Origin of the sequence: Pseudomonas sp. B19125 (assembly GCF_044218855.1) — a bacterium.
GTDB lineage: Bacteria > Pseudomonadota > Gammaproteobacteria > Pseudomonadales > Pseudomonadaceae > Aquipseudomonas > Aquipseudomonas edaphica.
Window position 1 is genome coordinate 3224574 of record NZ_CP162589.1, and the last position, 12368, is coordinate 3236941.

Below are 12368 nucleotides of genomic sequence, written 5' to 3' on the forward strand. Positions count from 1 at the left end.
AACCAGGGGGCAGTGTGGAGCATCTGTTCAAGTCAACGCTGGCGCTGTGCCTGACGCTGGGGGCCTTGGCCCAACCCGCGCTGGCCGAGGAGGAGGGCGCAGCGCGGCGGGTCGACGTCAACGAATATTTCGTGCGCGGCAATACCGTGCTGGATGCGGCGGCCATCGAGGAAGCGGTGTACCCGTTCCTGGGCCCGCAAAAGACCCTCGGTGATATCGAAGGCGCTCGCGATGCGCTGCAAAAGATCTACCAGGCACGTGGCTATCAGTCGGTGTTTGTGGAGCTGCCGGAGCAGAAGGTCGATGACGGCATCGTCTACCTGCAAGTCAGCGAAACCAAGGTCGGCCGCGTGCGCGTGGTCGGCGCCAAACACTATTCGCCGGTGGAAATTCGCGAAGACGTGCCGGCGCTCAAGGAGGGCGCGGTGCCGGATTTTGCCAGTGTGCAAACCCAGCTCGCCGGGCTTAACCGGGGCGTCGGGCGCCAGGTCACGCCGCTGGTACGCGAAGGCGCGCGGCCAGGCACCATGGACGTGGACCTGCAAGTGGAAGACCAGAACCCCTGGCACGCCAGCATCGGCCTGAACAACGACTACAGCGCCGACACCGAGAAGCTGCGCACGGTGGCGACCCTGGGCTACGACAATCTCTGGCAACTGGGCCACAGCATCTCGCTGACCTACTTCACCGCGCCCCAGGACAGCAGCAATGCCAAGGTCTGGTCGGGTTCCTACAGCGCGCCGCTGGATGAGCGCTGGACCTTGCAGTTCTCCGGCTACCAGTCCGACAGCAACATCGCCACCATCGGCGGCAGCAACGTCTTGGGCAAAGGCCATTCCTACGGTGTGTCGGCGATCTACAACCTGCCGGCCAGTGATAACTGGGCCAATTCGTTCTCCTTCGGCGTGGACTTCAAGGACTTCGACGAGCAGCTCAAATTGGGCAGCAATGCCGACAAGGTGCCGCTCAAATATGCGCCGTTCACCTTCGGCTATAACGGCTATCGCTACAGCGAGCAATCGGCCCTCAGCCTGGGCCTGAACCTGGTGGTCGGCACCCGTGCGTTCTTCGGCTACGGCAGCGATGCCCAGGAATTCGAATACAAGCGCTACAAGGCCAGCCCGAGTTTTGCGGTGCTTAAAGGCGACACGACGTACACCTACACCTTCGCCAGTGATTGGCAATCGGCAACCAAGGGCGGTTTCCAACTGGCCTCCGGGCCGCTGGTGTCCAACGAGCAGTATTCCGCCGGTGGCGCCACTTCGGTGCGCGGCTACCTGGCGGCAGAGCGCACGGGGGACGAGGGCCTCCTGTTCTCCCAGGAAATGCGCACGCCCTCATTGGCCAAGTTTCTTGGCAGCTACGTGCAGGAATGGCGCTTCTACGCGTTCGCCGAAGGCGCGCGCCTGCGCCTGCAAAAGCCGTTGGCCGAGCAAGAAGACGAATACAGCCTGGCCAGTGTCGGCCTCGGCACCCGCGCCAGTTTGAGCAAATGGTTATCCGGCAGCCTGGACTGGGGCTACCCGCTGCTCGATGGACCGAACACCCAGAAACAGGACTCGCGACTGCACTTCAGTGTGCAGGCGACTTTCTGACCCTTTCTCCCGGAGATTTCACCATGCAACGCCTATTTCTGAGCCTGTTGATCTGCCTGGGCTTCGCGCTCCCGGCCACCGCCCATGCCTGGTGGCAGGACGATTGGCACTACCGCAAACAGATCACCGTGGACACCACCGCCCAAGGCGCGGCCATCAATCAAGCCCTGGGCCGCACCGCGCTGCTGGTGCGTCTGCACACCGGCAACTTCACCTTCGATGGGGTGAAGGAGGATGGCAGTGATCTGCGCTTTGTCAGCGCCGATGACAAGACCGTGTTCAATCACCAGGTCGAAAGCTTCGACCCGCTGATGGGCATGGCGCTGATCTGGGTCGACGTGCCCAAGGTCGAAGGCGGCCAGCGCCAGGAAATCTGGATGTACTACGGCAATCAAAAAGCCCCGGCCATCGCCAACGGCCAACTGACCTTCGATCCGAACTACACTGCCGTCTACCATTTTGACGGGGCCAACGGCACCCCGGCCCGGGACACCACGGCCTACAGCAACACCGCGCTGAACGCCACCGGCGCCAGCATCGATGGGGTGATCGGCCGCGCCCTGCAGTTTGGCGGCCAGCCGCTGATGCTGCCGGCCAGCCCATCCCTGCAACACGCCGCCGGCAGTGCATTGACCTTCAGTGCCTGGCTGCGCCTGGACCAGGCCAGTGGCGAGCAAATCGTCCTGGCCCGTCGCGATGGCCCCCACAGCCTGTTGCTGGGCTTGAACCAAGGCACGCCGTTTGTGGAAATCGACGGCCAGCGCGCGGTCTCCACCCAACCGTTGAACCCGGGCCAGTGGCAACACCTGGCGTTCACCGCCGAGGGCGAAAAAGTCGCGCTGTACGTCAATGGCCGTGAAACCGCGAACCTGGCCGTGGCCGTGCCGGCCTTCACTACACAGACGGCGATCGGTGCCGATGTGCCGGAGGCGGGCAGTACGCACCTGCCGTTTGCTGGCGCCATGGATGAGTTGCGCCTGTCGAAAGTGTCGCGCCCGGCTGCGTTGCTGCTGGCCGATGCGAGCGCCCAGGGCGCCGAATCCAAGCTGGTGGCGTATGGCGTGGATGAAGAACAGTCGGGCTTCGGTTTCGGCAGCCTGGGCTTTTTGCTCAAGGCCGTGCCGATTGACGCCTGGGTGATCATCCTGGTGCTGGTGGCGATGATGATTCAGTCGTGGTTCATCATGCTGCGCAAGAACCGTCAGGTCGGCCGCGTGAGCAGTGCCAACGAGATCTTCCGTGAGCACTTTGCGCAGATCGGCACCCGCCTGGAAATGTATGCCGATGACGCACAGCTGGCCGAGCGCCTGGGCCACTCTTCGCTCTGGCGCCTGTACTTGGTGGCGGTCAAGGAGATCCGCACCCGCCGTGCCCAGGGCGCAGATACCTCATCGGTTTCGGCGGCCACCATCGAAGCAATCCGCTGCTCCATGGACGGCGTGCGTACTCGCGAAAACCAGGCCCTGAGCTCCAAATTGTCGACCCTTTCCAATGCCATCGCCGGCGGCCCTTACATCGGTCTGCTGGGTACGGTGCTGGGGATCATGGTGGTGTTCCTCGGCACGGCCATGGCCGGTGACGTGAACATCAATGCCATCGCCCCCGGCATGGCGGCCGCCTTGCTGGCCACGGCCATGGGCCTGTTCGTGGCGATCCCGGCGCTGTTTGGCTACAACCGCCTGATCACGCGCAACAAGGAAGTCAGCGCCGACATGCGCGTATTTGTCGATGAGTTCATCACCCGCCTGGCGGAAATGCACGGCGAGAGCCAGTTCAGTGAAGCCGCCCACTCGCGCGGCCACCACGCCTCCGTTCCGGCCTGAGGAGAATCAGCATGGCTTCCGTAAATGCCGCCCACGACGATGACGATGACGCCGCTGTCGACACTATTAACATCACGCCCCTGGTGGACGTGCTGATGGTGGTGCTGGTGATGTTTATCCTCACCGCCACCGCCCAGGTGTCGGGTATCCAGGTTCACTTGCCCAAGGCGAGTGCTTCGGTATCGCTGTCCGAGGCCAAGACCAAGGCCATCTCCGTCAACGACGGCGGCCAGGTGTTTCTCGACGCCTACCCGGTGACGCTGGGCGAGCTGGAGGAGCGCCTGCGCATCGAGAAGGCGCAGAACCCGGACTTCCCGGTGATTGTGCGCGGCGACGCCATGGTGCAGTACCAGAAGGTGATCGAGGTGCTCGACTTGCTGCGCCGGCTGGAGCTGTCCCAGGTCGGGCTGGTCACCGGCAAGCCGAGCCAGGGTTGAACCATGACCGCACAGATGCCGATCCCGCCCATGCCCGTGAAGAACAAGCTGCTGCGCCCGCTGAAGTGGGGCGCTGGCCTGCTGCTGGCCGCCCTGGCGGCCTGGTTCCTGTGGCAGTGGGCCAATGACATGAGTGGCGTGCGCCGCGAAGCGCCGAAGGTGCCGACCATTATCCCGTTGCCGCCGCCACCGCCACCACCACCGGAAAAACCCAAGGAGCCCGAGCCCAAGGTTGAAGAAAAAATCCCGGAGCCGGTGCCCACGCCTGAGCCCGAAGAGGTTAAGCCGGCGGAAGAAGCCCCGCCTTCGCCCGCCGATGACTTGGCCAACCCGATGCAGATCGATGGCGATGCGCAGTCCGGCAACGACGCGTTCAACATCGGCGCCGGCAAGGGCGGCGGCATGGCCGGTTCCGGTGGCGGCGGCTTGGGCACCGGCACCTACAAACAGTACCTGGCGGGGCTGTTTCAACGGCTGCTGAGGGATGACCCCGAGTTACGCAAAAAGGCGTATGCGGTGCAGGCCGATTTGTGGCTGAGCGCCGCAGGCGAGGTTGTGCGTGCAGAGCTGGTGAAGTCCAGCGGCGATGCCGAGACCGACGCGCAAGTGCTCGCCGCCTTGCGTGCAACCCATGCCACACAACGCGTTCCAGCAGCCGTGACGATGCCGGTGCGCCTGTCGCTCAAGGGCCGACGCCCGGATTGATCACACCCATTTCTTGCAGGTTTTTACAGGAGTTGCGTATACATGATTTCCCCCGTGAATCGACTGACCCTGGCGGTCGGCATGGTCATCGCGACCCTGGTTGGCCAGGCGACGGCTGCCCCGGTTGCACCGTCGGAAAACGTCACGATCAACCTGATCCGCCTGCTGGTGCAGCAAGGTGTGCTGACCCAGGACGCCGCCAACGGGCTGATCGCCCAGGCCGAACAACAAGCCCAGCAGGCCCGGCAAGCCGCTGCTGCGCCGGTGGTTGCCAGCGGCCCGACGGCGGCGCCTGGTGATGTGCGCGTGCAGTACGTGCCGCAAGCGGTGCGTGACCAGATCCGTGACCAGGTCAAGGCCGAAGTCATGGCCACCGCCAAGCAGGAAAACTGGGCGCAGCCCAATACTTTCCCGGACTGGGTGTCGCGTGTCAGCTTCGACGGCGATATTCGCCTGCGTGACGAGTCGCGCTACTTCTCGGGCAACAACAGCAACGAAATCGTCGACTACGCCAAGCTCAATGAAAGCGGCCCGTATGACGTCAACAAAGACACCAACACCAAGTTGCCGCCATTGCTTAACGCCAATAAAGACCGCGAAAACCTGTTTCGCCTGCGCGCTCGCCTGGGCATGAAAGCGCTGATTACGCCGGAGTGGACCGCCGGTATCCGCATCGGCACCGGCTCGGACAATAACCCGGTGTCCACCACCCAGACCCTGGGCGGCGGCTTCGGTAAAAAGGACATCTGGCTCGACCAGGGTTACCTGAGCTGGAAAGCCACCCCGGACGTGACCCTCACCGCCGGGCGTTTCGCCAACCCGTTCTATTCCACCGACATTTTGTACTCGCCGGACCTGAACTTCGATGGTATTGCGGCCAACTTCAACCATGCGCTGAACAGCGAGTGGGGCGTATTCGGCACCCTCGGCGTATTCCCCGTGGAGTACACCTCCGACGCGTCCAGCAGCAACGGTTTCGACAAGGAAGACAGCGACACCAAATGGCTGTTCGGCGGCCAGGTTGGCGCCAACTGGAAGATCAACCGCAGCAACAGCCTCAAGGGTGCGATGGCGTACTACCACTTCGACGATATCGAAGGCCAACGCTCCAGCCCGTGCAGGCCGTGGGCCGGCCAACCCGCCTGCGACAGCGACGGCTCGCGCCTGGCCTTCATGCAAAAGGGCAACAGCGTGTTCCTGCTGCGCGATATCACCCCCAACCCGGCCACACCTGGGTTGACCCCGCAGCCGCAGTTTGTGGGCCTGGCCTCCAAGTTCGACGTGCTCGACCTGAACCTGGCTTGGGACGCCGAGCTGCCCAGCGACTTCAAGTTGCGCACCCAAGGCAACTACATCCACAACCTGGCCTACGACAAGGGCGAGATGCTCAAGCGCAGCGAAGGCCAGATCGTCAACAACATCAACAGCAAGGGCCAGTTTGAAAGCGGCGGCAATGCGGCGATGGTGCAGTTCACCCTCGGCAACGCGTTCGAGATGCGCAAGCGCGGCGACTGGAACCTGTTGGCCGGCTACAAATACATCCAGCCCGACGCCTTGCCGGATGGCTTCAATGATTCCTCGTTTCACCTGGGCGGCACCAACGCCAAGGGCTATTTCGTGGGCGGCAACTACGGCATCGACAAGAACATTTACGCCAGCGCCCGTTGGTTGAGCGCCTCCGAAGTGTATGGCGCGCCGTTTGAAGTGGATGTGATGCAACTGGAACTCAACACGCGCTTTTGATGCGCAGGGAGATGCCACATGAACACGCGAATCTTAGGCGGGCTGTTGCTGGTGCTGGTGGCCACGGGCGCTTCGGCCGAAGGCATGGAGGAGCGCCTGCGCACTCAACTGCGTAGCACTACCCAACAGTTGCAGGCGTTGCAAAGCGAGCAGGCCCAGGCCAGTGCCGCGCGTATCGCCGCCGAAGCACAGGCCAAGCAGGCCCAGGCGCAGATCAAGCAATTGACGGCCGAGCTGGAAAAGGCCCGGGGTGCGGCCGAGCAATTGGCCGGCCAGCAACAGAGCCTGCACAGCCAGGCGCAAGCCCAGGTGGCGGCGAGCAATGAACAGATCGGCAAGTTCAAGAAGGCCTATGACGAGCTCTTGGTTTTGGCCAAGGGCAAGGAAACCGAACGTGCCCGCCTGCAGGCGCAACTGAGCGAACGTGACACACAAGTGCAGCAATGTTCAGCCAAGAATCAACAGATGTACGGCGTGGCCCGGCAACTGCTGGCGGCTTACGAAAAAATCGACGTGGCCGAGGTGATGAGCATCCGCCAGCCGTTCGCCAGCAGCGCGCGGGTCAAGTTCGAGGAACTGGCCCAGGGTTTTGGAGATGAGCTATACCTTAATCGGTTTGATGCTCCGCACACCGCCCTTAATCAATGATCAACAAGGAAGAGACACTATGAGCGATGTTCAACTGATCTCCAGCGTCACCCCGCAAAGCCTCACCGAGTTGCTGCAGGAAGCCGGCTACCGGGTCAACCAGACCGAACAGAACGGCATCGTGCAACTGCTCAGCGCCAGCCAGGGCATCGGTTTTGCCGTGCGTTTTGGTAACGCGGCGGCCGAGCAGGGCAGCTACGTGGACTTCACCTACAGCTGCGCGCTGCGAGTACAAGGTGAACTGCCCAAGGGGCTGGCCGAGGTGTGGAACGCCTCGCGGCGCTTTGCCCGCCTGTCGTTGCAGGGTGAATTTTTGCTGATGGAAATGGACGTGGTGGTGGCCGGCGTGGGCGCCGCGCACCTGCGCAGCCAACTGGAATTGTGGGACCGACTGCTGCAGGAATTTATCGTGTACCTGCGCGATTACAGCCAGCAAGCCGCGCAATTGCAGGCCCAGGCTAGCGCTGCGCCAGTGGATGAAGAGGCGCCTGTCCTGTGAAAAAACCAACCCTGCTGGTCGGCGCCGGTGCGCTGACATTGCTGGTCGTGGCGATAGGGTTGAGTCTGCGACCGGGTGCTGACCCGGTCGCCGCTCAGCAGCCGGCGCCGGGCGTGAACACCGAAGGCGCAGGCCCGGCGGTGGCGCGCCTGGGTAACCAGCAGATCGACCTGCCTGAACTGCAACGCGTATTGGCCGGCTTGCCGGCTGAAACCCGCGAACAACTGCGCGGCAACCGTGGCGCACTGGAAGCCTGGATTCGTTCACGCCTGGCGCAAAAAGCCGTGCTCGAACAGGCGGATGCCCAGGGCTGGCGCCAGCGCCCGGAGGTGGAGCAGCAGACCCGCGCCGCCACTGAGCAGATAGTGTTCCGTGACTACATGCTGTCGGTCAGCCAAGTGCCGGCCGACTACCCCAGCGCAGCTGAATTGCAGCAGGCCTACGACAGCGGCAAGGCCCAATGGGTGACGCCGCCGTTGTACCGGGTCAGCCAGATTTTCCTCGCCGTCAATGACCCGCAAAACCTCGACAGCGTGCGCCGCCAGGCCCAGGAACTGAGCCGCAAGGCCCAGGCTGCACCGGCTGAATTTGCCGCCCTGGCCACACAATATTCCCAGGACCCTGGCACCGCTCAACAAGGCGGTGACTCCGGGTTGCAACCGTTGCAGCAACTGGTACCGGAAGTACGTGGCGTGGTTTCGCGCCTCAAAGTCGGCGCGGTGTCGGATGCGCTGCAAAGCGCGGCCGGTTTTCATGTGCTCAAACTGACCGGCCAGCAACCGGCACGCACCGCCAGCCTAGATGAGCTGCGCGAACGCCTCACCCAAGCCTTGCGCGCCCAACGCCAGGAACAGATCGCCAAGGCCTACCTGGAAGGCATGCTCAATACCGCGACCTTGAGCATTGACGGTGCCGAGCTGAACAAGGTGCTGGAATAACACCGGCCTGGCTTGGCACTGGATGTATCGACCGACACGACAGGGAGTCTCCCATGGCATATTTAGAACCGTCCGGCCCTCAGGGGGCTGCAGCCTATCGCGCGCCAAACGAGCCGCGCAGCGCCTGGCTGGCCCTGGCAGAGGAGATCGAGCCGGAGGTGGTGCGCTACTTTTTGGTCAGCGCGCGGTGTGGCTGTTTTATGCAAGCCGCGCGCAGTTTGAATATCAAGGCCACGCTGTTGCGCAAGCGCCTGGCGCAGTTGGAAGAGCAACTGCGCCGTTCACTGTTCAGCTATCAAGGCAATGGCTTGGCGCTGAGCCGCGACGGCTTGCAACTGCAAGCGCAACTGGTGAGCCTGGCTCGCGAGCGGCGCCTGCCGGTGATGGTGCAACAGCCGCTGATACGCCTGGCCGTTGCTGAGCCGATCCTGCATGACATCCTCGGCCGCGACCTGATCGCGTTGTTGCGCCGCAATGCCAGTGTGCGTCTGGAGATCATCTCCATCGACAGCCAATTGTCGTTGCAGGCGGTGGATGTGGACGTGGTGTTATGGCTGTCGGATGCCGACGGGCCGGTACCTGGGCCGAGTTTTGCCACCGAGCCGCCGCGGCGCCTGGCGCTTTTGCAGTATTTGCCGCATATCGCCAAGCGCTATTCGCGGTTGACCACGCGCCCGGACAGTGTGGAAGACCTGGATGACTACATGCTGGTGCAGTGGCAGCCGGATGTGCAGGTCGAGGCCTTGCAACCCTGGAACAGCGTGGTCGAACAGCGCTTGGCGGCGGTGGTGAAAGTGCAGGCCTATTCGCTGATGCTGGAGATGATTCGTTGCGGCGCGTGCATTGGCCTGCTGCCGCACTACATGGGCAGCTTCGACCGTGGGTTGGTGGCGTTGCCCGGGTTGATGGGCGAGACCATGCAGCGTCAGGTGTGGCTGGCGGTGAATGCCCAGGCGCATGATGCTGAAGCGGTGCGGATGGTGGTGGAGCTGATTGTGGGGACGTTTGAAGGGCGGCGGGAGTGGTTTGATTGACGGGCTGCTGAGTACCGAGAGGCATCCTGTTTCATGTGTGTTGTAATATATCGAGACAACCTCGCCAGTCTCCGCGGACTGCGCCATGAAACAGAGTGAAGAGTGATGCAGGCCACCCGGTTGACCTTGATTTGCCATGCCGTCACGCCGCTGCAAAAGCACGGGCGTTTTCCCGATGACGAGTCTGTCGCGATGGATTGGCAAGGAGCGGCGTTATCCCTGGCCGGGCGTTTCAAGAAAACCATGCGGTTAGTCAGCGCGCCCGAGGCCAGAAGCCGTCAGACGGCGGGCCTGTTCGGTGCCGACGCGCAGATCGAAAATGCTTTGCGTGATGTTGATTTCGGCGCCTGGAAAGGCCAGGCCATCGATCAATTGGCCCCCGACGCCTTGGCGGCCTGGATGACCGACAGCGCCGCCGCACCCCATGGCGGTGAATCGGTAGAGCAGCTCTGCACGCGGGTTGGGCACTGGATCAAATCCCTCGAAAGCCACCCCGGCCATGTCGTGGCCGTCACCCACCCCTTCGTGATCCGTGCCGCCTTGCTGTACGTCATGCAATTTCCCCTCTCGAAGTTCTACTTGATCGACGTCGAGCCGCTGTCCGCCACCGAGCTGCGCTTCAACACTGTATGGCGCCTGCGCCTGGAAACTCACGCCGAGTGCCATGAACATGGCAAAATCCACGCCCCGCAATGAGAGCACCCCATGAAACGCATCCTGATCATCGGCATTGGCGCCGGCAACCCTGACTACATCACGATGCAGGCCGTAAAGGCGCTGAACCGCACCGACGTGTTTTTTTTGATGGACAAGGGCCAGAGCAAAGACAAGTTGATCGACCTGCGCCGTGAGATCTGCGAAACCTACATCACCGAGCCCGGTTACCGTTTCGTCGAGGCCGACTGCCCCGAGCGCGTGCGCGGTGATATCGACTACACCACCGCCGTGCAGGACCTGAACCGCGACAAGCAGCTGACCTTCGAGCGCATGATCAACGAGCAAATGGCCGACGGTGAAGTGGGCGCTTTCCTGGCGTGGGGCGACCCTGCGCTGTACGACAGCACCATCCGCATCCTGCAGGCGATTCTGGCCAGCGGCCGTTGTGAGTTTGAGTTCGAAGTGATCCCCGGCATCACCAGCGTGCAGGCCCTGGCGGCTCAGCATAAGGTGGCGCTCAACCGTATCGGCCGCTCGATCGAGATCACCACCGGGCGCCGGCTGGCGGCGGGGCAGGCAAGTGATGCCGATACCTTGGTGGTGATGCTTGATGCCGAGGACTCCTACCGCACTGTGGCCGACCAGGATATGGATATTTACTGGGGAGCCTACCTGGGCACCCCGGATGAAATACTGATCAGCGGCAAAGTCAGTGAAGTGGCCGACGAAATCCAACGGGTGCGCAAGGCTGCGCGCCTGGAGAATGGCTGGATCATGGACACGTATCTGTTGCGCAAACCCTGAGGTTGATGCCCATGTTCAAACTGTTCGCCCTGGCGCTGGCGTTAGTCGCCGGTGCCGCCCACGCCGATGATGCCTTGCACACGGACTTGCCGTTGGCCTACCTGGAGCAGACGCAGAGTGATGCGCGCAACCAACCCCTGGTGATCTTCCTGCACGGGTTTGGCAGCAACGAAGAAGACTTGTTTGGCATCAAGGACGCGTTGCCGTCCACCTGGACCTATTTGTCGGCCCGCGCGCCGATGCCGGTGGACCCCAGTGGTTATCGCTGGTTTGCCAAGAAGCCTGGGGAGGGTGATTACGACGGCGAGACGGCGGATTTGCAGCGCAGCGCCCAGCTGATTGAAAACTTTGTCAGCAAGGCCACGGCCAAGTACCACACTCAAAGCGATCGGGTGTTCCTGGTGGGGTTCAGCCAGGGCGCGATCATGGCGTATGAGGTGGGCTTGCGAAAGCCTGCCATGGTGCGCGGGATTGCGGCGCTGAGTGGCAGCGTGTTGCCGGTGCTCAAGGCTGAGCTCAAGCCTGATGAGTCATTGAATAAGCTGGCGATTTTTATCGGCCATGGCACCTTGGACCAGGCGCTGCCGTATGCGTCGGCCACCCGCGCCAATGAGGTGTTGCTGGGGCTGGGGCTGAAGCCTGAGTTTCATGGGTATATGGGCATGCCGCATACCGTGAGCGCGGCTGAAATACAGGACCTCAAAGCCTGGCTGGAAAATAGTTTGAAGTAAAAACGCGGTTAAACAATGTGGGAGCTGGCTTGCCTGCGATAGCGGTGTATCAGTCACCCAATAGGTCGACTGGTAAATAGCTATCGCAGGCAAGCCAGCTCCCACAGTTGATGTGTGTTGTTTGTTAAACCAGGTTACTTGCCGCCGGTAATCTGCTTCACCAGCTCAGCATGCCCCTTCACGTCATCCGCCCGCGAAATCGCCTGGATCACCAGCAGATGGTTGCCCGAACCGCCGAGGAATGTGGAGTTCAGGGTCTTGCCACCGCCTTGGGTCGCCGTACTGTCCACCTGGCGCAGGCCCAGGCCTTTGAAGGTCAGCTTCTTCTCGTTTTGCTTCTTGAAGTCGGGCAGGGCAGCGCTCTGGTCCTTGACGAAGTCCGCCACGGCACCATCGAGAAACTGCGGGTCATTGTCCTTGATGGTTGCCCCATCGTTGCGCACGGTTTCGGCGACGATCACGACACTTTTCGTGGTCGAGTTCGCGTACAGCGTGCCTTGGGTGTCGGCGGTGCCATCCTCGACCTTGCCAGTCGGCAACGTGTCAGCGACGAAAGCCTTGGGCAGGTTGAAGGTGAACTTGCCGCCCAAGGTCGAGATGGTCTGGGTGGCAGGGGACTTGCTGGCGGCGAACACGCTACCGGCGGTAAGCGCAAGGGCCAGCAGGACGGCGGTCTTGGTGAAAGTGGCCATGAAACGCTCCAGGGATGAACGAAATTGCGGCATATTCTGTCAGAAATTTCGCAATATCGTTC

Annotated in this window: 13 protein-coding genes; 12 read left to right on the forward strand and 1 reads right to left on the reverse strand. The window is 62.3% G+C overall.

The genetic code is table 11. The features are described from left to right. Positions 1–14 precede the first annotated feature (14 nt). The 12 genes from AB4P96_RS14790 (at position 15) to AB4P96_RS14845 (ending at position 11614) form a co-directional block, all read left to right on the forward strand. Entirely contained in the window at positions 15–1595 is a 1581-nt protein-coding gene (locus tag AB4P96_RS14790; RefSeq protein WP_017139646.1) for a ShlB/FhaC/HecB family hemolysin secretion/activation protein, read from the forward strand. Positions 1596–1618: 23 nt separating this feature from the next. Further along, positions 1619–3418: a DUF2341 domain-containing protein gene (locus AB4P96_RS14795; RefSeq protein ID WP_395600955.1), complete on the forward strand. Its 1800-nt coding sequence runs from the start codon at positions 1619–1621 to the stop codon at positions 3416–3418. A gap of 11 nt (positions 3419–3429) precedes the next feature. Beyond that, entirely contained in the window at positions 3430–3855 is a 426-nt protein-coding gene (locus AB4P96_RS14800) for an ExbD/TolR family protein (RefSeq protein WP_395600956.1), read from the forward strand. A 3-nt stretch (positions 3856–3858) separates the two neighbouring features. Then, a complete protein-coding gene (locus AB4P96_RS14805) occupies positions 3859–4560 on the forward strand; it encodes an energy transducer TonB (RefSeq protein ID WP_099549254.1) in 702 nt (233 codons plus the stop codon). Between the two features lie 42 nt (positions 4561–4602). Next, complete coding sequence (locus AB4P96_RS14810) at positions 4603–6303, forward strand: putative porin (RefSeq protein ID WP_099549255.1); 1701 nt, start codon at positions 4603–4605, stop codon at positions 6301–6303. 18 nt (positions 6304–6321) lie between these two features. After that, the gene (locus AB4P96_RS14815) at positions 6322–6951 is read left to right on the forward strand and encodes a DNA repair protein (protein WP_169986393.1); all 630 of its coding nucleotides are present in this window, start codon (positions 6322–6324) and stop codon (positions 6949–6951) included. 19 nt (positions 6952–6970) lie between these two features. After that, positions 6971–7450, forward strand: a complete 480-nt coding sequence (locus AB4P96_RS14820; protein ID WP_170039719.1) for a YbjN domain-containing protein — start codon at positions 6971–6973, stop codon at positions 7448–7450. Next, a complete protein-coding gene (locus tag AB4P96_RS14825) occupies positions 7447–8388 on the forward strand; it encodes a peptidylprolyl isomerase (protein WP_177032456.1) in 942 nt (313 codons plus the stop codon). Before AB4P96_RS14820 ends, AB4P96_RS14825 begins: the two co-directional genes overlap by 4 nt. Positions 8389–8441: 53 nt before the next feature. Further along, complete coding sequence (locus AB4P96_RS14830) at positions 8442–9422, forward strand: LysR family transcriptional regulator (RefSeq protein WP_017139638.1); 981 nt, start codon at positions 8442–8444, stop codon at positions 9420–9422. Between the two features lie 105 nt (positions 9423–9527). Further along, a complete protein-coding gene (locus tag AB4P96_RS14835; protein WP_170039751.1) occupies positions 9528–10118 on the forward strand; it encodes a histidine phosphatase family protein in 591 nt (196 codons plus the stop codon). Positions 10119–10127: 9 nt separating this feature from the next. Then, positions 10128–10883 (forward strand): precorrin-6A synthase (deacetylating), encoded by a 756-nt coding sequence (gene cobF / locus AB4P96_RS14840; protein WP_017139636.1) that lies wholly within the window; start codon positions 10128–10130, stop codon positions 10881–10883. An 11-nt stretch (positions 10884–10894) separates the two neighbouring features. Continuing rightward, complete coding sequence (locus AB4P96_RS14845) at positions 10895–11614, forward strand: alpha/beta hydrolase (RefSeq protein WP_017139635.1); 720 nt, start codon at positions 10895–10897, stop codon at positions 11612–11614. Between the two features lie 134 nt (positions 11615–11748). Here AB4P96_RS14845 and AB4P96_RS14850 read toward each other — a convergent pair whose 3' ends face one another. Next, positions 11749–12306, reverse strand: coding sequence for a hypothetical protein (locus AB4P96_RS14850; RefSeq protein WP_017139634.1), 558 nt, complete (start codon positions 12304–12306; stop codon positions 11749–11751). Between the last annotated feature and the right edge of the window lie 62 nt (positions 12307–12368).